This window comes from Pantoea nemavictus, assembly GCF_037479095.1.
In the GTDB taxonomy this organism is placed as follows: Bacteria; Pseudomonadota; Gammaproteobacteria; order Enterobacterales; family Enterobacteriaceae; genus Pantoea; species Pantoea nemavictus.
On sequence record NZ_JBBGZW010000001.1, the window covers coordinates 1,024,699 to 1,044,623 of the forward strand.

At 51.4% G+C, this 19,925-nt stretch carries 20 protein-coding genes and 6 tRNA genes; 4 read left to right on the plus strand and 22 right to left on the minus strand.

Features of this window, described 5'->3' with window-relative positions; genetic code table 11:
• Positions 1 to 5 precede the first annotated feature (5 nt).
• Entirely contained in the window at positions 6 to 1,085 is a 1,080-nt protein-coding gene (locus WH298_RS04745) for a 3-deoxy-7-phosphoheptulonate synthase (RefSeq protein WP_007893319.1), read from the minus strand.
• A 288-nt stretch (positions 1,086 to 1,373) separates the two neighbouring features.
• On the opposite strand from WH298_RS04745, the gene WH298_RS04750 reads away from it, so the two are divergent.
• Positions 1,374 to 1,895 carry a GNAT family N-acetyltransferase gene (locus WH298_RS04750; protein WP_049852676.1) on the plus strand — a complete coding sequence of 174 codons (522 nt, stop codon included), beginning with the start codon at positions 1,374 to 1,376 and terminating at the stop codon, positions 1,893 to 1,895.
• A gap of 56 nt (positions 1,896 to 1,951) precedes the next feature.
• On the opposite strand, the gene rplS is transcribed toward WH298_RS04750, so the two are convergent.
• The 5 genes from rplS to ffh form a co-directional block, all read right to left on the minus strand.
• Complete coding sequence (gene rplS, locus WH298_RS04755; protein ID WP_007893316.1) at positions 1,952 to 2,302, minus strand: 50S ribosomal protein L19; 351 nt, start codon at positions 2,300 to 2,302, stop codon at positions 1,952 to 1,954.
• Positions 2,303 to 2,344: 42 nt separating this feature from the next.
• A complete protein-coding gene (gene trmD, locus WH298_RS04760; protein ID WP_049852675.1) occupies positions 2,345 to 3,109 on the minus strand; it encodes a tRNA (guanosine(37)-N1)-methyltransferase TrmD in 765 nt (254 codons plus the stop codon).
• A gap of 35 nt (positions 3,110 to 3,144) precedes the next feature.
• A complete protein-coding gene (gene rimM, locus WH298_RS04765) occupies positions 3,145 to 3,693 on the minus strand; it encodes a ribosome maturation factor RimM (RefSeq protein ID WP_007893314.1) in 549 nt (182 codons plus the stop codon).
• Between the two features lie 18 nt (positions 3,694 to 3,711).
• On the minus strand, positions 3,712 to 3,960 hold the full coding sequence (gene rpsP, locus WH298_RS04770; protein ID WP_007893313.1) for a 30S ribosomal protein S16: 249 nt from the start codon (positions 3,958 to 3,960) through the stop codon (positions 3,712 to 3,714).
• Positions 3,961 to 4,102: 142 nt separating this feature from the next.
• A complete protein-coding gene (gene ffh / locus WH298_RS04775) occupies positions 4,103 to 5,464 on the minus strand; it encodes a signal recognition particle protein (RefSeq protein ID WP_007893312.1) in 1,362 nt (453 codons plus the stop codon).
• A gap of 167 nt (positions 5,465 to 5,631) precedes the next feature.
• Here ffh and WH298_RS04780 point away from each other — a divergent pair, with 167 nt between their 5' ends.
• Together WH298_RS04780 and WH298_RS04785 are read left to right on the plus strand one after the other, a co-directional pair.
• Positions 5,632 to 6,426 carry a cytochrome C assembly family protein gene (locus WH298_RS04780; RefSeq protein WP_007893311.1) on the plus strand — a complete coding sequence of 265 codons (795 nt, stop codon included), beginning with the start codon at positions 5,632 to 5,634 and terminating at the stop codon, positions 6,424 to 6,426.
• A 10-nt stretch (positions 6,427 to 6,436) separates the two neighbouring features.
• On the plus strand, positions 6,437 to 7,723 hold the full coding sequence (locus WH298_RS04785; RefSeq protein ID WP_007893309.1) for an HlyC/CorC family transporter: 1,287 nt from the start codon (positions 6,437 to 6,439) through the stop codon (positions 7,721 to 7,723).
• Between the two features lie 64 nt (positions 7,724 to 7,787).
• On the opposite strand, the gene luxS is transcribed toward WH298_RS04785, so the two are convergent.
• The 16 genes from luxS to tam form a co-directional block, all read right to left on the minus strand.
• Positions 7,788 to 8,303 carry an S-ribosylhomocysteine lyase gene (luxS, locus tag WH298_RS04790; protein ID WP_007893307.1) on the minus strand — a complete coding sequence of 172 codons (516 nt, stop codon included), beginning with the start codon at positions 8,301 to 8,303 and terminating at the stop codon, positions 7,788 to 7,790.
• Positions 8,304 to 8,453: 150 nt separating this feature from the next.
• A complete protein-coding gene (gene gshA, locus WH298_RS04795) occupies positions 8,454 to 10,061 on the minus strand; it encodes a glutamate--cysteine ligase (RefSeq protein WP_180822326.1) in 1,608 nt (535 codons plus the stop codon).
• Between the two features lie 31 nt (positions 10,062 to 10,092).
• Complete coding sequence (locus WH298_RS04800) at positions 10,093 to 10,521, minus strand: DedA family protein (RefSeq protein ID WP_180822327.1); 429 nt, start codon at positions 10,519 to 10,521, stop codon at positions 10,093 to 10,095.
• Positions 10,518 to 11,084 (minus strand): fructose-1-phosphate/6-phosphogluconate phosphatase, encoded by a 567-nt coding sequence (gene yqaB, locus WH298_RS04805; protein WP_049852673.1) that lies wholly within the window; start codon positions 11,082 to 11,084, stop codon positions 10,518 to 10,520. Before yqaB ends, WH298_RS04800 begins: the two co-directional genes overlap by 4 nt.
• Before the next feature lie 242 nt (positions 11,085 to 11,326).
• Positions 11,327 to 11,403, minus strand: a tRNA-Arg gene (locus WH298_RS04810).
• 44 nt (positions 11,404 to 11,447) lie between these two features.
• Positions 11,448 to 11,524 (minus strand) — tRNA-Arg (locus WH298_RS04815).
• A 44-nt stretch (positions 11,525 to 11,568) separates the two neighbouring features.
• Positions 11,569 to 11,645 (minus strand) — tRNA-Arg (locus WH298_RS04820).
• Between the two features lie 189 nt (positions 11,646 to 11,834).
• Positions 11,835 to 11,911, minus strand: a tRNA-Arg gene (locus WH298_RS04825).
• 85 nt (positions 11,912 to 11,996) lie between these two features.
• A tRNA-Arg gene (locus WH298_RS04830) sits at positions 11,997 to 12,073 on the minus strand.
• Between the two features lie 8 nt (positions 12,074 to 12,081).
• A tRNA-Ser gene (locus tag WH298_RS04835) sits at positions 12,082 to 12,174 on the minus strand.
• 306 nt (positions 12,175 to 12,480) lie between these two features.
• Complete coding sequence (gene csrA / locus WH298_RS04840) at positions 12,481 to 12,666, minus strand: carbon storage regulator CsrA (protein ID WP_004155916.1); 186 nt, start codon at positions 12,664 to 12,666, stop codon at positions 12,481 to 12,483.
• 249 nt (positions 12,667 to 12,915) lie between these two features.
• Entirely contained in the window at positions 12,916 to 15,543 is a 2,628-nt protein-coding gene (alaS, locus tag WH298_RS04845; RefSeq protein ID WP_007893276.1) for an alanine--tRNA ligase, read from the minus strand.
• Between the two features lie 135 nt (positions 15,544 to 15,678).
• Positions 15,679 to 16,134, minus strand: coding sequence for a regulatory protein RecX (locus WH298_RS04850; RefSeq protein ID WP_180822328.1), 456 nt, complete (start codon positions 16,132 to 16,134; stop codon positions 15,679 to 15,681).
• A 175-nt stretch (positions 16,135 to 16,309) separates the two neighbouring features.
• Positions 16,310 to 17,380, minus strand: a complete 1,071-nt coding sequence (recA, locus tag WH298_RS04855) for a recombinase RecA (protein WP_007893274.1) — start codon at positions 17,378 to 17,380, stop codon at positions 16,310 to 16,312.
• A 92-nt stretch (positions 17,381 to 17,472) separates the two neighbouring features.
• The gene (gene pncC / locus WH298_RS04860; RefSeq protein ID WP_180822329.1) at positions 17,473 to 17,967 is read right to left on the minus strand and encodes a nicotinamide-nucleotide amidase; all 495 of its coding nucleotides are present in this window, start codon (positions 17,965 to 17,967) and stop codon (positions 17,473 to 17,475) included.
• Positions 17,968 to 18,069: 102 nt separating this feature from the next.
• The gene (gene tam / locus WH298_RS04865; RefSeq protein WP_180822330.1) at positions 18,070 to 18,846 is read right to left on the minus strand and encodes a trans-aconitate 2-methyltransferase; all 777 of its coding nucleotides are present in this window, start codon (positions 18,844 to 18,846) and stop codon (positions 18,070 to 18,072) included.
• 169 nt (positions 18,847 to 19,015) lie between these two features.
• Between tam and WH298_RS04870 the strand changes: the two genes are divergently transcribed.
• Entirely contained in the window at positions 19,016 to 19,903 is an 888-nt protein-coding gene (locus WH298_RS04870; RefSeq protein WP_180822331.1) for a dihydrodipicolinate synthase family protein, read from the plus strand.
• The last annotated feature ends 22 nt before the right edge of the window (positions 19,904 to 19,925 follow it).

The following is a 19,925-nucleotide window of genomic DNA, read 5'->3' on the forward strand; positions in this document are numbered from 1 at the left end:
ACTCATTACACCTCGTGTGACAGACGCGCCGACAGCACTCCCTGCAGATCCTGATGGATTTCACGCAGCAAGGTTTCAGTGGTTTCCCAGTTAATGCAGGCATCAGTGACGGACACACCGTATTTCATGTCACTGCGTGGCTGCTCGGAAGACTGGTTACCTTCATGAATATTGCTTTCCAGCATCAGGCCAATGATGGAACGGTTGCCATCTTTAATCTGCGCGATAGCCGATTCGGCTACGCCAGGCTGGCGGCGATAGTCTTTGTTAGAATTACCATGGCTGCAATCTATCATTAAGGCCGGACGCAGTCCCGCTTTCAGCATCTCTTTTTCACACTGAGCGACATCTTCTGGGCCATAGTTTGGCGCTTTTCCGCCGCGCAGAATCACGTGTCCGTCAGGATTACCCTGCGTTTGCAACAGACAAACCTGCCCGGCCTGGTTGATACCGACAAAACGGTGCGGCATCGCGGCGGCGCGCATCGCATTAATAGCGGTACCGAGGCTGCCATCCGTGCCATTTTTAAAGCCAACTGGCATAGAAAGGCCCGATGCCATCTCTCGGTGGGTTTGTGATTCGGTGGTACGCGCACCGATAGCCGACCAGCTGAACAGATCGCCAAGATATTGCGGGCTGTTTGGATCCAGCGCTTCAGTCGCCAACGGTAAACCCATTTCCACCAGATTAACCAGCAGCTGACGCGCAATGTGAAGCCCGGCTTCCATATCAAACGAGTTATTCATATAAGGATCGTTGATTAACCCCTTCCAGCCGACGGTGGTACGAGGTTTTTCAAAATAAACGCGCATAACGATGTACAGCTGATCCTTCAACTGTGCAGAGAGAGATTGCAACTGACGGGCATAGGCAAGTGCAGCTTCGGTATCGTGAATCGAACAAGGACCACAAACCACCAACAGGCGCGGATCGCGGCCCGCAATAATGTCAGCAATGGTTTGGCGAGAAGACGCAATTTGCGCTTCCTGCGCCGCAGTGAGCGGGAATTTTGCTTTCAGCTCTTGCGGAGTGATTAAAATCTGTTCGTCGGCGATATGCACATTGTTCAGCGCGTCTTTTTGCATGATTGCGATCCTTTTTTACTCGTTTATGCGGTTTGGGATCCTCACTGAGGATGGCGCTCACTTTATCACACTCTGTACATCATGCAATCCATATATGTACAGTTTTGTTACCACCAAAAATACACAATCATGATTAAATATAAATGATCATATATATCAGCAACATATAAATGCGCGCGCAACTCAGTAATGTAAACCAATGGTTACACCAATCTTTTTACCAACTGTATTTATTATTCAACGTGCAGCTAACATTTTGTTATTCTGACATTTTTCAGGAGCCGTACGATGCCTATTCCCATTGTGAAATTACGTCCCTTTACCCTGCAAGATATCGATGCTTTTACTGAGGCCGTTAATGAATCCTTGAGCACTCTTAAGCCCTGGTTGGCGTGGGCGCATGATGATTATCTTTTAGAGGAAGCGGTTAGTTGGATCAATTTCACGCACATCCAGCGAACCAAGGGTGAGGCTGAAGAGTTCGCCATTGTCGATGACAAGGATCGGTTATTGGGTGGCGCCGGTATACGCTTCGCCAGGCATCCGGGCGAATTTAGCGCATTAGGATATTGGGTACGAAGTGATGCTCAGCGGCAAAGCGTAGCAACCCGCGCGGTAGCGCAGTTAGTCGAGTTTGGCTTTCAGCATCCACATATTAATCAGCTTGAGATTCTGGCTGCAGAAGAGAACCACGCGAGTCGTGCAGTGGCATTACGTAGCGGCTTTTCGTTTGTCGATTATCGCTACGGATTGATCGTATTAGCCAATGGCGCGGTCAATACGGCGATTTATCATTTAAAACGACCATAAAAAAGGGGCTGACCAAATGGCCAACCCCTTGTTTGCTATTAACTTTGAGAAGTCGCTTACGCGCCAAGACGCTCTTTGATACGAGCAGACTTACCGGTACGCTCACGCAGGTAGTACAGTTTGGCTTTACGCACAGCACCACGACGTTTAACAGCAATGCTGTCAATTACTGGTGAGTGAGTCTGGAATACACGCTCAACACCTTCGCCGTTAGAAATCTTACGAACAGTGAATGCAGAATGCAGACCGCGGTTACGAATAGCGATAACCACGCCCTCGAATGCCTGCAGACGCTTCTTAGAACCTTCTACGACCCATACTTTCACTTCCACGGAATCACCCGGACGGAATGAAGGTACGTCCTGCTTCATCTGCTCTTGTTCAAGTTGCTTGATAATGTTGCTCATAATTAAATCTCTTATCCTGGGTAAACTGATAGTGAGGGAAGATTACTCTCCCGCCTCATCGTTTTGTTGCTGCTGATGTTCACGCTGGAACTCATTTAGCAACCGTGCTTGCTCTTCAGTCAGAGCCAGGTTTTCCAGAAGTTCAGGTCTTCTTAGCCAGGTACGGCCTAACGACTGTTTCAGACGCCAGCGGCGAATATCGGCATGGTTGCCCGACAGTAGAACTGGCGGAACCTCCATCCCTTCTAACACTTCAGGTCGGGTGTAGTGCGGGCAATCCAGCAAACCGTCCGAGAACGAATCCTCATCGGCTGACGCCTGTTTCCCCAATACGCCGGGAATAAACCTGGCGACTGAGTCAATCAACGTCATGGCTGGTAGCTCACCGCCACTGAGAACGTAATCACCGATTGACCATTCTTCGTCAATCTCAGTGTGAATTACGCGCTCATCTATCCCTTCGTAGCGACCACAAACCAGAATCAACTTCTGATTCGTCGCCAGTTCGCAAACGCCCTGTTGGTCCAGTTTGCGACCCTGAGGTGAAAGATAAATCACCTTAGCGCCTTCTCCCGCCGCCGCTTTCGCTGCGGAGATGGCGTCCCGTAAGGGTTGCACCATCATCAACATTCCCGGTCCGCCGCCGTAAGGACGGTCGTCCACGGTACGGTGCCGGTCATGCGTGAAGTCACGAGGACTCCAGCTTTGAATGTTGAGCAGGCCATTTTTTACTGCCCGGCCAGTTACCCCGTACTCGGTAATAGCGCGAAACATCTCTGGAAACAGGCTAATAACACCAATCCACATCGCGTTCGCCGTTACGTTACCGGATTGTCCGGAGATCAAAAACCAGGATCCCAATCTACTTCAATAAGGCCAGTAGAGAGATCGACTTTCTTGATAACCTGTTCATCAAGAAACGGAATTAACCGCTCTTGCGCACCGAATGCATCCTTCAGGTTTGCCTTAACGACGAGAACGTCGTTCGATCCGGTTTCCATCAAATCAATGACTTTGCCCATCTCGTAGCCTTCGAGGTTAACGACTTTCATACCCATAAGGTCTTTCCAGTAGTAATCACCTGCTTCCAGCGCTGGCAGCTGCGTGGAGTCAACCGTAATTTCGCAATTGGTCAACTGCGTTGCAGCGTCCCGATCGTCAATGCCTTTGACTTTGATGATCAGGTCCTGATTGTGGTGCTTCCAGCCCTCGAGTTCGACCTGCTGCCATTTACCGGCGCGCTGGATAAACCAGGGTTGGTAGTCGAAGATGCTTTCAGCGTCTTCAGTGGAGGAAAACACTTTGAGCCAACCTCGAATGCCGTAAGCCGCGCCCATTTTTCCCAATACGATCGGGTTAACGGGAGGCTGCCCGGCAGGTTTAATGCTCATGCTCACCACCGTGACAGATTAAGCTGCTTTTTTTGCTTCTTTGATCAGCGCGTTAACGCGATCAGAAAGCGTTGCGCCCTGGCCAACCCAGTGCTCAATACGGTCCAGATCCAGACGCAGACCTTCAGCCTGACCAGAAGCGATCGGGTTGAAGAAACCTACGCGCTCGATGAAACGACCGTTACGAGCATTGCGGCTGTCAGTAACGACGACCTGATAGAACGGACGCTTTTTAGCGCCGTGACGTGCCAAACGAATTGTTACCATAACATCCTCATTAGTTAATAAAGCGCTCGGGCCCCATCGAGGAACGGGGCCCGAGCGCGATATAAAAAGCCCGAAAATTTTACTCATTTTGGCGCAAAAAGCAACCTAAGCGTGCCAAATTTCCGGCTTTTTGACGGCCGCATTAGCGACCAGGGAATCCAGGTGGCATCATGCCTTTCATGCCACGCATCATTTTGGCCATGCCACCTTTCTTCATTTTCTTCATCATGCGCTGCATATCATCGAACTGTTTCAGCAGTCGATTGACGTCTTGCACCTGCATGCCCGAGCCCAGCGCAATACGACGTTTGCGCGAACCCTTGATAATTTCTGGCTTCTCACGCTCTTTACGCGTCATCGAATTGATGATGGCTTCCATGCGAACCAGCACTTTGTCATCCATCTGCGACTTCACGTTATCAGGCAGTTGACCCATGCCCGGCAGTTTGCCCATCAGGCTCGCCATACCGCCCATGTTGCGCATCTGCTTCAACTGCTCAAGAAAATCATTGAGGTCAAAACCGTCGCCGGTTTTCAGTTTTTTCGCCAGCTTCTCAGCCTGATCGCGGTCAACTTTGCTCTCGATATCTTCGATCAGCGACAGAACATCGCCCATGCCGAGAATGCGCGAGGCGATACGTTCTGGATAGAAAGCTTCCAGCGCTTCGGTCTTCTCGCCCATCCCCATGAATTTAATCGGCTTGCCGGTAATGTGACGAATCGACAGCGCCGCACCACCGCGCGCATCACCGTCGACTTTCGTCAGGATGACACCGGTCAGCGGCAGCGCTTCATTGAAGGCTTTTGCCGTATTCGCGGCATCCTGACCGGTCATGGCGTCGACCACAAACAGGGTTTCCACCGGATTAATCGCGGCGTGCACCTGTTTGATTTCGTCCATCATCGCTTCATCGACGTGTAAACGACCGGCGGTATCCACCAGCAGCACATCGTAGAATTTCACTTTGGCTTCTTTCAGCGCGTTCTGAACAATATCGACCGGCTTTTGGCTCAGATCGGACGGGCAGAAATCGACGCCAACCTGCTGTGCCAGGGTTTCCAGCTGCTTGATCGCCGCAGGGCGATAGACGTCAGCAGAAACAACCAAAACTTTCTTTTTATGCTTTTCGCGTAAAAACTTACCCAGCTTCGCGACGCTGGTGGTTTTACCGGCACCTTGCAAACCCGCCATCAACACCACGGCCGGTGGTTGCGCATTCAGATTGAGCGCATTATTTTCAGCCCCCATCGCTGCAACCAGTTCATTGCGAACGATTTTGATGAACTCCTGACCTGGCGTCAGGCTTTTGTTCACATCGTGGCCAACTGCAGCTTCTTTCACGCGATTAATAAAATCACGCACTACCGGCAGCGCAACGTCAGCTTCCAGCAGCGCCATGCGCACTTCGCGCAGCGTGTCTTTAATGTTGTCTTCGGTCAGCCTTCCGCGGCCGCTGATATTGCGCAGGGTTTGCGACAAACGATCGGTTAAATTATCAAACATGCTCTCTCACTTAGAACCGTAGCGAGGCCGCCCCAGGCGACACAATACGGCGGATTATAACACGAAGACGGAGCGATCTCTGCAATTGACCTTCAGATCGTTTGGAGCCTGCTGCTGCTGGCGCTATACTGCTTTTTTCCTTATCTGACCGATACCTGAAAGGATCTATGTTCGTTTTCGCGATCGTGGCGCTGTTCGCCTACTCCCTCAGTCTTGCACTCATCATTCCCAGCCTGCTTAAACGCAACGGTGGCTGGCGCCGTTTTGCCGTGCTTTCTGCCTGCGTGGCGCTGATTGCGCACGCCGTTGCCCTGCAGCAGCGCATTTTTGCCGTAGATAACGGGCAAAATCTCAGTCTGCTCAATATCGGTTCGCTAGTTAGCCTGCTGATCTGCGCCATCATGACGATTGTTGCCTCACGTAATCGTGGCTGGCTGCTGCTGCCCATTGTGTACGGCTTCGCATTGATTAACCTGGCCTTCGCCACTTTTGTGCCGAATGCCTTTATTACGCATCTTGAAACCACGCCGGGCATGATGGTTCACATTGGTCTGTCGCTGTTTGCCTATGCCACGCTGATTATTGCCGCGCTCTATGCGTTACAACTGGCGTGGATTGATTACCAGTTGAAAAACAAGAAGCTGGCTTTCACCCAGGATATGCCACCGCTGCTGAGCATTGAGCGCAAAATGTTTCACATCACGCAAATTGGTGTCGTGCTGCTGACGCTGGTGCTGTGCACCGGACTGTTCTTCATGCATAACCTGTTTAGCGCGGAGAATGTAGATAAAGCGGTTCTCTCCATCATTGCCTGGTTTGTCTACATTGTTTTGCTCTGGGGGCACTATCACGAAGGCTGGCGCGGACGCCGCGTCGTGTGGTTCAACTGTGGCGGTGCGCTGCTGCTAACCATGGCCTACTTCGGCAGTCGCGTACTTCAGCACCTGCTCACATCTCACTAAGGATTTTGTGTTGGAACACGTTTCAACCACCACGCTGATCATTACGCTGGTCATCATGGTGCTGGTCTCTGCGTATTTCTCCGGTTCAGAGACCGGCATGATGACGCTCAATCGTTACAAACTGCGCCATAAAGCCAAAAGCGGTAACCGCGGTGCGCGTCGGGTGGAAAAACTTCTGCGTCGGCCGGATCGCTTGATCAGCCTGGTTTTAATCGGCAACAACCTCGTTAATATTCTCGCCTCCGCACTCGGCACCATCGTTGGCATGCGCCTGTATGGCGATGCCGGCGTCGCGATTGCCACCGGTATTCTGACATTTGTGGTGCTGGTCTTTGCCGAAGTGTTGCCCAAAACGGTCGCTGCGCTCTATCCGGAAAAGGTAGCGTATCCCAGCAGTGTGTTATTGGCCCCGTTGCAATATGTCATGCTGCCACTGGTATGGCTGCTGAATACCATCACAAGGATTTTGATGCGCATGGTGGGCATTAAAACCGATGGTTCTATCAGCTCAGCATTAAGTAAAGAAGAGCTACGCACCATTGTGTATGAATCACGCTCACTGATGTCACGCCGCAATCAGGACATGCTGCTGTCAGTGCTCGATCTGGAAAAAGTTAGCGTGGATGACATCATGGTGCCGCGCAATGAGATCGTCGGCATCAACGTCAATGACGACTGGAAATCCATCGAGCGCCAGCTCAGCCATTCTCCACATGGACGCATCGTTCTGTTCCGTGATTCATTGGATGATTGCGTCGGTATGCTGCGCGTACGCGAAGCCTGGCGCATGATGACCGAGAAGAAAGAGTTCAACAAAGATCGTCTGTTGCGTGCTGCCGATGAAATTTACTATGTGCCTGAAGGTACGCCGTTAAACGTACAGCTGGTAAAATTTCAGCGTAATAAAAAGAAAGTCGGTTTGGTGGTCGATGAGTATGGCGATATCAAAGGGTTAGTGACCATTGAAGATATTCTGGAAGAGATTGTGGGTGATTTCACCACCTCAATGTCACCGTCGCTGGCAGAAGAAGTCATGCCGCAGAATGATGGTTCGGTACTGATTGAAGGCAGCGCCAACGTGCGTGAAATCAATAAAGCCTTTAACTGGACGCTGCCGGAAGAGGATGCGCGCACCATTAACGGCATGCTGCTTGAAGCTCTGGAGGAGATTCCGCTGGTCGATACCCGCATAACGCTTGGCGCCTATGATATCGATATTCTCGATGTGCAGGATAATATGGTGAAGCAGGTGCGTATCACGCCGCATCACGCACTGAAATCCTCAATCGGCTCCTGAAGCCTGCACACAAAAACGCCGCGATGATCGCGGCGTTTTTTTATGGTGCCTAAGCAACAACTAACTAGATATGCAGCTCTTTCAGCTTTTCAGCAGGGAGCTTCAGATCTTCGTTGCGGTTAACGCCAATGTCGTGAGCCAGCACATTACGCGCGATCTGCTGCGCTTCATCCAGTGAGTGCAGCTTGTAGCTACCGCACTGATACTCGTTCAGCTCTGGAATCTGGCCCTGCTCTTTCACTTTCAGCACATCTTCCATCGCGCCTTTCCAGGCTTTCGCCACGCGCTGCTCGTCAGGCGTGCCAATCAAGCTCATGTAGAAGCCGGTACGGCAACCCATCGGCGAGATGTCGACGATTTCTACGCCATCACCATTCAGGTGATTGCGCATGAAGCCGGCAAACAGGTGCTCCAGCGTATGAATGCCACGCTCAGTCAGAATTTCAATATTCGGACGGCAGAAACGCAGGTCGAAGACGGTGATGGTATCGCCATGCGGAGTCTTCATGGTTTTTGCTACGCGCACTGCAGGCGCGCCCATGATGGTGTGATCAACAGTAAAACTATCCAGTAGTGGCATACGTCACCTCCTGTTTTGAGATTTTTTTTAAAACAATGAAACTTTTCTGTTCGCCCAACGTCTGAATATATGAAAGACGCGCATTTGTTATCATCATCCCTGACAACAGAGATGTTTATTTTGGCCACATTGATGTGGCCATTTTCTTTTCTAGCCTTCGCGACCTGCAAGGTAGCTTTCGAAATCCAGCGTATCGCTCTGTTCCAGCTGCTCTTGCGCTTGCAGCGACTCACGCGCCTGACGACTAAAATCATCTTCAGTCAGAATCTCTAACGACTCCTCGCACAGCAGATGACGATATTGCTCCGCTAATGCCACGCCTGCGCCGGTCAAACCATTTTCTTTAATGGCATGAAGGATGCGCGCCGAATAGGTTAGCTCAGGATCGTCAAAGGATGCCACCAGTTGATCGCAAACCTGTTGATATTGCGTATTGCCGTGATTACTGTCGAGCACCTCGGCTACGCGACGCAGATCGGCAAACAGCGCTTTACCCACTTCAACCAACGTATGCTCAGTTTCGCTACAACCCACCGCGATAACCTGACCCGGCTTACGTCCTTCCATCACCACACGGTTCCAGTTTTTACGCGTACACAACAGCTCATCGGCGCTCATTTCCGGCGCATCAGCCAGCGTACACCAAATCAGGAACAGGTCGAGGAAGCGAGCCTGATTGGCATCAACACCAATCGCCGAGAACGGGTTGATATCCAGTGAGCGCACTTCAATGTATTCGATACCACCGCGCAGCAGCGCATCGGATGGCGCTTCGCCTGAACGCGTAACACGCTTTGGACGAATGGGCGCATACAGCTCATTTTCAATCTGCAGAACGTTGGTATTCAGCTGTAGCCAATTGCCATCGGCATCTTTAGTGCCCATTGCCGCATACTCTTCCGACGGCGTTTTGATTGCCGCTTTAAGCGCCGCAACGTAGCCTTCCAGCGAGTTAAAGGTAATCCCTAATCCACTCTGCGATTTATTGGTGTAACCAAGATCGCTCAGGCGCAACGACGTGGCGTGCGGCAGCCACAGCGTGCCTTTACCGTCAGTTTCAAACGGCAACTTGCTCTCTTCGCGCCCTTGCAGGAATGAGGAACAGATAGCAGGTGATGCTCCGAACAGATAAGGAATTACCCAGCCAAAGCGATAATAATTTCGAATCAAACGCAGATAGCCGGCGGATATGGTCTCTTTGCCGCTTTCCAAATCTTTCACATCTGCCCACTCTTGCCAAAATGACAAAGGCAGCGAGAAATTGTAATGCACGCCTGAAATAATCTGCATCAGCGCGCTATAACGATTTTTGAGGCCCTGACGATACAGGGTTTTCATTTTACCGATATTGGAGCTGCCGTACTGCGCTAGCTCAATACTATCAACGTCATCGATATAGCCAGGCATACTAAAGGGCCACAAACGCTCTTCGCCCAACTCACGCGCGACATGGCGGTGAATATCACGCAGGAACGCCAGTGAACGATCGATGCTCTGATCAACAGGCGTGATGAACTCCATCAGCGTTTCGGCAAAATCGGTAGTAATCCAATCATGCTTGAGTGCCGAACCCAAAGACTCGGGGTGCCCTGTGGTTGCCAGGTGACCATCGGGTTTAACGCGTAATGATTCGCGCTCAATACCACGGCCGATACCCTTTAACGCGTCAGGATGCGCTTCCAGCCAGGAAAGTGCCTTAGATACGTCCGGGATCACATTAACCTCCCGCTGTGTGAATAATTTATTTTTGTTCAGCATAATGTTAACCGTAGCCTCGAATCTGTGCGAATCAATGCCACCATTGCAATGTTTGTAATGTGGCGGTCGCGATAACGATATAACGCAGCGTTTTACCGATGGCGAGGAACAGCACCGAGGGCAGCAAGGCAAAGCGCAACCAACCCGCGAGCACGCAGAGTAAGTCGCCCACTACCGGCAGCCAGCTAAAGATCAGTGCTGCAGGTCCCAATCGATGTAACCACGTCATTGCTGTGTCGTGCCATCGCCCTTGCCTTTTCAGCGGCATCAGGCGACCAAGAAGAATGTTGGTCAGGCCACCCAGCGTGTTTCCCACTGATGCAGCCAATAACAATCCATAAACCGAACCCTTTTGGGCGATCAGCAGTGCAATCAGCACCGCCTCCGAGCTCCCCGGTAACAGGGTTGCACTCAGGAAGCTACTGCCGAATAACGAACCATAGGTCAGAAATTCATTCACAGTAAACGGACATCAACCACGTCCATGCCTGCTGCTTTTGCCGCTTGTACGCCAAAGTCAGCATCCTCAAACACCACACAGCGCTCGGGCGCAATCCCCATCATTTCAGCGCAGCGTAAAAAGGTATCCGGTTGCGGTTTATGACGCTGTACGTCATCAGCCCCGACAACCGCATCAAACAGGTGGTAAACGCCCAACTCTTCGAGCAGTGCTTTCGCCAGGCTATGTTCACTGCCGGTGCCCACCGCCATCGGACGGCGACCATGATAGGCTTTGACGACGTCCATTAGCGGCAGCGGACGTACGTCATCCAGCAGCATTACCTTTAGAGCCGCGGTTTTTTCTGCTGCCAACAGATGCGGATCATGCGTGGCATTGTTTTGCTCAAGAATAAACTGCGCCAGCTGCCAGGTGGGTGCGCCGTTGAAGCCCACCATTTTTTCTTCATCCATGGTGAAACCGTAGCGGCTAAGCACCTGCTGCCAGGCTTTTCGATGTGTCGGCTCAGTATCGAGAATTGTGCCGTCCATATCGAAAATCAGGGCATCATATTGGTCGTACATTGTCACTCCGTCGAGTACCACAAAATGAGCCATTACTTTAGCGTAATGCGCTCAGGTTGTCGCCAGGCGCGCTTAACCGCAAATGCTTTGAAAGCATTAGCATTTTTCGTTTTAGGAAAAAGGTCATAGCGTAATACCGGTGATAAACGGCGGTAATTACAACGTTTTTTAGTGGATGTAGAGATTGTCGTTGGAGGATTCAGAAACTAAGTGTCAAAAACTGAGAGATATCGAAGAAGTGATGGTGCATCCAGGAGGATTCGAACCTCCGACCGCTCGGTTCGTAGCCGAGTACTCTATCCAGCTGAGCTATGGATGCATCGAGTTACTGCTGAGGTAAATTTTGAGAAGTTTGAAGAGGAATGGTGCATCCAGGAGGATTCGAACCTCCGACCGCTCGGTTCGTAGCCGAGTACTCTATCCAGCTGAGCTATGGATGCATCGAGTTACTGCTGAGGTAAATTTTGAGAAGTTTGAAGAGGAATGGTGCATCCAGGAGGATTCGAACCTCCGACCGCTCGGTTCGTAGCCGAGTACTCTATCCAGCTGAGCTATGGATGCATTGAGGTTTTCTTACGATGGACTAACTGAAACAACCTGAGGATGATACGAAGAATGGTGCATCCAGGAGGATTACTCGGCTTTCGCCTCGCCCTACGGGCCGTTGCTAAAGCAACGTTATCCTCCTTAGTGCGGCCTGAACGTTTATAACGACATGACACACTGAGGCACTTTCCATATTCGAGAATATGGTGCATCCAGGAGGATTCGAACCTCCGACCGCTCGGTTCGTAGCCGAGTACTCTATCCAGCTGAGCTATGGATGCATCGAGTTAATTCTTGTACAACGCAGGGTGCTAACAACTCACCATGAAAGGAACTGCTCGTTCACTCTTACTTCATCTTTCCGAATGGTGCATCCAGGAGGATTCGAACCTCCGACCGCTCGGTTCGTAGCCGAGTACTCTATCCAGCTGAGCTATGGATGCATCGGAAATGGCGGTGAGGCGGGGATTCGAACCCCGGATGCAGCTTTTGACCGCATACTCCCTTAGCAGGGGAGCGCCTTCAGCCTCTCGGCCACCTCACCTTACGCGTTCTTCCGAACCGTGCTTCTGAACTTTGTTTCTGCTCATCGGCACTGCGTGGCGCACATATTACTTTCCCGGACTTATAAGTCAAACATTTATTTTCAGCCATTTGTTTGATTGCACAAATGACGCTCAATTCGGCTGCTTTAGCGACAAAAAGAGTGATTAATCAACAAAGAAAGCCTGCCAGAGAACACAAATCGGCGCTAAATGAATTGAGAGAATGAGAAAGAAAAACAGGAGATGGGCACTACAGGAGGAGAAAAACCGGTAGCGCCTCGCTGGAGAGCGAGGCGCTGAATCCGTTAGTAACTCGTTTGCTGAGTTTTTTCGGCTTGAATACGCTGATAGATCTCTTCGCGATGTACCGAAACTTCTTTAGGCGCGTTAACACCAATGCGGACCTGGTTACCTTTAACACCCAGCACCGTTACAGTCACCTCATCGCCAATCATGAGGGTTTCACCAACTCGACGAGTTAGAATAAGCATTCTTTGCTCCTTGAAAGATTAAAAGAGTCGGGCTTCTTTGTTCTCCCGGCCGTATCCATCATATAACGCTGAACAATGCCTATGACAAATACACCATTGTGCTTCGCCATGCCAATACATTCTGCTGATAGTTAGTTTAGCCGAAATACACTACATCAACCGGACTTTGTCATTACCTGGTGTGCACCGCGTTAAAAAAGCGCCAGAAAACGGGCTTCTGGCGCTTATCACAATGCGAAGTTTTATACGTTACAGTCGGTTACTGACCCATTCCTGCACGCCTTCCAGCGCGCCAGCCAGCGCCTGCGGATTTGTACCGCCGGCCTGAGCCATATCTGGACGACCCCCGCCTTTACCGCCAACCTGAGAGGCGAGTTCGCCAATCAGTTCACCGGCTTTTACGCGGTCAGTGAGATCTTTGGTCACGCCAGCAATCAGTGAAACTTTACCTGCCTCAACGGTTGCCAGCACAATGATGGCAGAACCTAGTTGGTTCTTCAGATCATCGACCATGGTACGCAACATTTTTGGCTCAACGTTGCTCAGCTCACTCACCAGCAACCTGGTGCCTTTCACTTCAACGGCTTTGCTGCTCAGGGAAGCACTCTCCTGCGCAGCTTGCTGATCGCGAAGTTGTTGCAACTCTTTTTCCAGTGCACGAACGTGATCAACCAGACCGCGCACCTTCTCATTAAGATTACTGCTGTTGGCTTTCACCAATTGCGCTACATCCAGCAGCTGCTGGCTCTGCGCGTTAACTTGCGCCAACGCACCTTCACCGGTTACGGCTTCAATACGACGAACACCTGCTGCCGTACCAGACTCAGACTGAATGCGGAACAGGCCGATATCTCCGGTACGTACTGCATGGATACCACCACACAGCTCGGTGGAGAAGTCACCCATGGTCAACACGCGAACACGCTGATCATATTTCTCGCCAAACAGCGCCATTGCGCCCTTTTCTTTTGCATCATCGAGATCCATGATTTCGGTCTCAACGGCAAGGTTACGGCGAATCTGCGCGTTAACAATATCCTCAACCTGACGGATTTCCTGCGGTTTCATGGCTTCAAAATGAGAGAAGTCGAAACGCAGATATTTATCGTTAACCAGCGAGCCTTTCTGTCCTACGTGATCACCCAACACTTGACGCAGTGCGGCATGCAGCAGGTGCGTGGCAGAGTGGTTTAAACGGATACGCGCACGACGAGTTTCATCCACCTGCGCATGCAAACGATCGCCAACGCGTAACTGGCCGCTGCTCAGCTTACCGATATGACCAATCGCTTTACCATACTTCTGAGTATCCTGAACGCTAAATTCAGCATTCTGCCCAGCCAGCACACCAGTATCGCCAACCTGTCCACCTGACTCACCATAGAACGGCGTTTCGTCAAGAACCACAACCGCGTCCTGACCTGCGCTAATCTGCTCAACCTGCTGACCGTCTACAAATAGCGCCTGCACAACCGCGTTCAGTTCCAGATGGTCATAGCCTTTAAAGTCGGTTGCGGCATCAATGCGAATGACATTGTTATAGTCGGCGCCAAAACCACTGGCTTCACGCGCGCGTTGACGCTGCTGTTCCATCGCGGCTTCAAAGCCCGCTTCATCAATCTTTAAATTGCGCTCACGGCACACGTCAGCCGTCAGATCCGCCGGGAAACCGAAGGTATCGTACAGACGGAAGACTGTTTCACCATCAAGCGTATCGCCCTGCAGCTTCGCCAGCTCTTCATCCAGTAGCGCAAGTCCACGCTCCAGAGTTTTAGCAAACTGCTCTTCTTCGTTTTTCAGCGCGTTTTCAACATGCTTCTGCTGACGCTTCAGATCTTCACCTGCAGCACCCATCACATCAATCAGTGGCGCAACCAGCTTATAGAAGAACGCCTCTTTCGCACCCAGCATATTGCCGTGACGCACTGCACGACGAATGATGCGACGTAATACATAGCCGCGGTTTTCATTCGAAGGAATCACCCCATCTGCAATCAGGAAGGCGCAAGAGCGAATATGGTCAGCGATAACGCGCAACGATTTATTATTCAGATCGGTCGCACCGGTTACCTGAGCAACGGATTGAATCAATTTGGCAAACAAGTCGATTTCGTAGTTGGAGTTTACGTGCTGCAATACGGCTGCAATACGCTCCAGGCCCATACCGGTATCCACGGAGGGTTTGGGCAGCGGCTGCATAGTACCGTCAGCCTGACGGTTGAACTGCATGAAGACGATGTTCCAGATCTCAATGTAACGGTCGCCATCCTCTTCCGGGCTGCCCGGAGGGCCACCCCAGATATGATCGCCGTGATCGAAGAAAATCTCGGTACAAGGGCCGCAAGGACCGGTATCGCCCATCTGCCAGAAGTTATCTGATGCAAAAGCGCTGCCTTTGTTGTCACCAATACGGATAATGCGCTCACGCGGCACACCAATATCGTTGGCCCAAATTTCGAAGGCTTCATCGTCAGTTTCATAGACGGTCACCCACAAACGCTCTTTTGGCAGCTTAAACCACTGCTCACCCGTCAGCAGTTCCCATGCATAAGCGATCGCTTCTTTCTTGAAGTAATCACCAAAGCTGAAGTTGCCCAACATTTCAAAGAAGGTGTGGTGACGTGCCGTGTAGCCCACGTTTTCGAGGTCATTATGCTTGCCGCCGGCACGCACACAGCGTTGAGACGTGGTTGCACGCGCATAGTCGCGCTTATCCTGACCAAGGAATACGTCTTTAAACTGGACCATTCCGGCATTGGTAAACAGCAATGTCGGATCGTTGTTCGGTACGAGGGAGCTGCTGGCTACAACCTGATGTCCCTTGCTATGAAAAAAGTCGAGAAACGCTTGACGGATCTCAGCAGTGCTCTTGCTCATAAAATTCCTGGAATCACGCTAACGAACGTTCCCTTTCGCTGGCAAACCACATCCATCCGGCCTGCCGCTGACTGAGGAACAAAAAGTGGGAATAAGATAAATTTTCTTCAGTGGGAAGTAAAATCACATCGCCTTTCAGTCGTCACTATTTCTGAAAACAGCCTGAATATCTTCCATCATAAAGCCTTTCGACATTAAAAAACGCTGTACCTTACTTTTCTCGGCCCAGGTTTGCGGTAAGGGCTCGCCAAATTTGCGTTTGGCAAGATCGGCGGCGCATAGGCTCCAGTTAATGTCGGTATCGAACAGCGCCTGATTTATCTCATCGCGGCCAATGCCTTTTTGCTGCAACTCCATACGCACGCGCTGTGGGCCATATCCCTTCCGGGCACGGCTTTGAATAAAGCGTTCGGTAAAGCGTTCATCGTTGAGCCAACCGCTCTCCTGACACCAGTCGAGCACTTTTTCCAGCAGCTCATCGGGAATGGGCGTGTTTTCCTGCTGCTGCAAATAGGCTGCACGCTGTGCAGAGAGCTGCAATTTACGTTTCAGCTCTTCGCGACTGTGATCGCGCTGCGTAAGGATACGCATGGCGCGGTCCAGCAAACGGGAATATGTTGGCACAGGTGCCACAGATGGTGACGATGACATATGATCAACCTTGTTCTAACAGTCGTGCAGGGTCGCAGGGTAAAGCAAGAAGGCGAGGAGGAAAAGCGCTGGCGGGGAAAAGCAAAACGGGAGCATCTCTGCTCCCGTTAATATTTTAGAAATCTTCGTTAGTTTCGCTGGCTTCTTCGCGATCTTCAGCCGAGATTTTCGCGGTGTCTGCTGCTACTGCATCACCGCTCAACAGCAAGTCACGCAGCTTTTTGTCGATCTCATTCGCAATCGCTGGATTCTCTTTAAGGAAGTTGGTTGAGTTAGCTTTACCCTGACCAATCTTCTCACCGTTGTAGCTGTACCAGGCACCGGCTTTCTCAACCAACTTGTGCTTCACGCCAAGGTCCACCAGCTCGCCAAAGGTGTTAATGCCTTCGCCGTACATGATCTGGAATTCAGCCTGCTTAAACGGTGCAGCAATTTTGTTCTTCACTACCTTCACGCGGGTTTCGCTACCTACTACTTCGTCGCCCTCTTTGATCGCACCGATACGGCGGATGTCCAGACGAACAGAAGCGTAAAATTTCAGCGCGTTACCACCGGTCGTGGTTTCCGGGTTACCGAACATCACGCCAATCTTCATACGAATCTGGTTGATGAAGATCAGCAGCGTATTGGACTGCTTAAGGTTACCTGCGAGCTTACGCATTGCCTGGCTCATCATACGCGCGGCCAGACCCATGTGCGAATCACCGATCTCACCTTCAATTTCCGCTTTCGGCGTCAGAGCCGCCACGGAGTCAACGATGATAACGTCCACTGCGCCCGAACGCGCCAAGGCATCACAGATCTCCAGCGCTTGTTCACCGGTATCCGGCTGTGAGCACAGCAGGTTATCGATATCAACGCCCAGTTTTTTCGCGTATACCGGATCCAATGCGTGCTCAGCATCGATAAAGGCACAGGTTTTACCTTTGCGCTGTGCTGAGGCAATAACCTGCAGAGTCAGGGTGGTTTTACCCGAAGATTCCGGTCCGTAAATCTCAACGATACGTCCCATCGGCAAGCCACCCGCGCCGAGCGCGATATCCAGTGACAGTGAACCGGTAGAGATGGTTTCGACATCCATTGAGCGGTCTTCACCCAAGCGCATGATGGAGCCTTTACCAAATTGCTTCTCAATCTGGCCCAGTGCGGCAGCTAAAGCCTTCTGTTTGTTCTCGTCGATCGCCATTTCCACTCCTAATCATGCTGGGTGAGCAGACACCAAATATGTCGCTCGTTCTGTTGCTGCTAATTATACTGTATGGTCATACAGTATCAAGTTTAATTTGTCAGAAATTCATCAAGCAGCGTTTGTAGCGCCCAGGCCACAGACTGTCGGCGTACCGCATCCCGGTCACCGGCAAAAATCTTGCGCTGCGCTAATACGCGGCCCTCAGGGCCCGCGATAGCAAACCACACGGTGCCAACCGGTTTATCTGGCGTGCCGCCATCCGGCCCCGCAATACCGCTCACGGCAATGGCATATTCTGCCGCCGCCGCTTTCCCCGCACCGACTGCCATCTCACGCACGGTTGGTTCGCTCACTGCACCATGCTGCTCCAGCGTGCTAACCTGCACACCGACCATTTGCTGTTTAGCTTGATTGCTGTATGTCACGAAACCGCGCTCAAACCAGGCGGAGCTACCGCTAATATCGGTAAATATCTTCGCAATCCAGCCACCGGTGCAGGATTCCGCTGCGGTGATTGTTGCCTGACGAATTTTTAGCTGTTCGCCAATGCGGTAACTCAACTGCTGCAATTGTTCATCGTTCATCGCCTTCTCCCGTTGTGGCGCCTCACGTTAGCAGTAAATGGTGCGCTGAAAAGCCCTTTTCAACCTTCAGCGACCCATTCTGCGTACTTGCTTCCAGTTACCTCAGCCTGTTTTCACTGCAACCATGAACAAACGTGGGAAAGCTAACAAAACCTTGCCATCGCTACGAGCGGGATAAGCCGGAATGAGCGCCTGGTGATAATCATGGAGAAAAGCCGCTTGCTGCGTATCATTCAGCTCCGCGAGGAAAGGACGCAGTCCTGTCGCACGTAACCAGGTAATAACGCCCTGAGCATCGGTCATTGGATGATAATAGGTGGTGCGCCAGATATCGACCTGACAACCCGCATCGCTTAACAGATCGTAATACTGGTCGGTGGTCAACAGACGCTTGCGATCTGCCGCCTGGGGCGAAATCAGTCCCTGCCAGTTTTCACGCTCCGCCACGTCTCGCATTAAACGGTGCGACGGCTCTTCAAGATTGTCCGGCATCTGAATCGCTAATGTGCCACCCACAGCCAATTGACTCACCAGATGCGGCAGCAATGTGTGGTGTTCAGTCAACCATTGCAGCGAGGCGTTTGCATAAATCACCTGTTGCGGCTGCTCGGCCTGCCAGGTGCGAATATCCGCCTGCTGAAAGCGGCAAGAAGGCAGTCGTTCTCGGGCCTGCTGTAACATCGCTTCAGAACTATCAATCCCGGTTATCTGCGCATTCGGCCACGCTTGCACCAACAGCTCCGTGCTGTTGCCCGGCCCGCAGCCAAGGTCAGTGGCAAAGCGCACATCAGCTTGTGGAATGCGCTCCAATAACTCTCGCGCCGGACGCGTACGCTCCGATTCGAATTGACGATACAGCTGGGGATTCCAGTCTTGCATGGCAAAGCTCCTGTCTTGGCTGAAGAGCCACACACTACCTGTTTTTGCCGTCTTCACAGAAAGAGAATAGTGCGATACCTCACCTTTTTGTCTTTGGTGACTGGTGAGTATGCGCAGTTACCATTAACTTAAAACAACGTTTCATTTTTTATAAATTAAGGAACCTGGCATGTCTGCAAAACCGCTATTGTCCGGCGTATGGTGTCCCTCAGTAACGCCTTTTGATAATAAGAATAATTTGGACATTGAAGCACTTGGACGCCATTTTTCACGCCTGAGTCAATCGGGCATTGATACCCTGCTGTTAATGGGCAGTATTGGTGAATTTGCATCGCTTACTCAACAGGAAAGACTACTGCTCATCCACGAGGCACGCCAACTTTCGCCACTGACTATGGTGGCAAATGTCTCCAGTACCTGCATTCCCGATATGCTGCAGCTGGCGGACGCCGCCTGGCAGAACGGCTTTGATGCGGTGATGGTGCTGCCTCCTTATTATTACGGGCAGACACAGAAGCAGCTGCTGAACTATTTCAAAACGCTGGATAAACAGCTAGGCGGCAAGTGGTTCGCCTATAATTTTCCGGCACGCACCGGTTGCGATTTAACGCCAGCGCTAGTAGCGGAACTGGCAGCCGAGTTGCCCAATTTTATTGGCATCAAAGACACCATGGATTGTTTGTCGCACAACCGCGCGATGATTGATGAAACAAGGAGAGTTCGCGCTGATTTTACCGTACTTTCTGGCTACGACGAATATCTGCTGCCCAATCTACTGGCTGGTGGTTCAGGTGTGATTTCTGGATTGAACAATATTGTGCCGGAGCTTTTTGCCCGAGCGATGCAGGCATGGCGTGCTGGGGATGTAACGCAGCTCGCCGAGATTCAACAGCGCATCGGAAAGCTGATGGCGATTTACACTATTGGCGATGATTTTGTTACCACCATTAAAACGGCTGTCGCCCGCCGATTTGATTCGATGAGCAGCTACTCGCGTAATTATGGTGGCGAGCTGACAGCGGAACAGTGCGCGGAAGTGGATCGTTTGCGGAGTTAAAACAGGCAGGACGGCGCGGTGC

What these genes read in the sequence shown, in the direction of transcription:
- WH298_RS04745 (WP_007893319.1), bottom strand. Translation starts at nt 1,085, where the DNA reads ATGCAAAAAGACGCGCTGAACAATGTGCATATCGCCGACGAACAGATT.
- WH298_RS04750 (WP_049852676.1), top strand. Translation starts at nt 1,374, where the DNA reads ATGCCTATTCCCATTGTGAAATTACGTCCCTTTACCCTGCAAGATATC.
- rplS (WP_007893316.1), bottom strand. Translation starts at nt 2,302, where the DNA reads ATGAGCAACATTATCAAGCAACTTGAACAAGAGCAGATGAAGCAGGAC.
- trmD (WP_049852675.1), bottom strand. Translation starts at nt 3,109, where the DNA reads ATGTGGATTGGTGTTATTAGCCTGTTTCCAGAGATGTTTCGCGCTATT.
- rimM (WP_007893314.1), bottom strand. Translation starts at nt 3,693, where the DNA reads ATGAGCATTAAACCTGCCGGGCAGCCTCCCGTTAACCCGATCGTATTG.
- rpsP (WP_007893313.1), bottom strand. Translation starts at nt 3,960, where the DNA reads ATGGTAACAATTCGTTTGGCACGTCACGGCGCTAAAAAGCGTCCGTTC.
- ffh (WP_007893312.1), bottom strand. Translation starts at nt 5,464, where the DNA reads ATGTTTGATAATTTAACCGATCGTTTGTCGCAAACCCTGCGCAATATC.
- WH298_RS04780 (WP_007893311.1), top strand. Translation starts at nt 5,632, where the DNA reads ATGTTCGTTTTCGCGATCGTGGCGCTGTTCGCCTACTCCCTCAGTCTT.
- luxS (WP_007893307.1), bottom strand. Translation starts at nt 8,303, where the DNA reads ATGCCACTACTGGATAGTTTTACTGTTGATCACACCATCATGGGCGCG.
- gshA (WP_180822326.1), bottom strand. Translation starts at nt 10,061, where the DNA reads ATGCTGAACAAAAATAAATTATTCACACAGCGGGAGGTTAATGTGATC.
- yqaB (WP_049852673.1), bottom strand. Translation starts at nt 11,084, where the DNA reads ATGTACGACCAATATGATGCCCTGATTTTCGATATGGACGGCACAATT.
- csrA (WP_004155916.1), bottom strand. Translation starts at nt 12,666, where the DNA reads ATGCTTATTCTAACTCGTCGAGTTGGTGAAACCCTCATGATTGGCGAT.
- alaS (WP_007893276.1), bottom strand. Translation starts at nt 15,543, where the DNA reads ATGAGCAAGAGCACTGCTGAGATCCGTCAAGCGTTTCTCGACTTTTTT.
- WH298_RS04850 (WP_180822328.1), bottom strand. Translation starts at nt 16,134, where the DNA reads ATGCGTATCCTTACGCAGCGCGATCACAGTCGCGAAGAGCTGAAACGT.
- recA (WP_007893274.1), bottom strand. Translation starts at nt 17,380, where the DNA reads ATGGCGATCGACGAGAACAAACAGAAGGCTTTAGCTGCCGCACTGGGC.
- pncC (WP_180822329.1), bottom strand. Translation starts at nt 17,967, where the DNA reads ATGAACGATGAACAATTGCAGCAGTTGAGTTACCGCATTGGCGAACAG.
- tam (WP_180822330.1), bottom strand. Translation starts at nt 18,846, where the DNA reads ATGCAAGACTGGAATCCCCAGCTGTATCGTCAATTCGAATCGGAGCGT.
- WH298_RS04870 (WP_180822331.1), top strand. Translation starts at nt 19,016, where the DNA reads ATGTCTGCAAAACCGCTATTGTCCGGCGTATGGTGTCCCTCAGTAACG.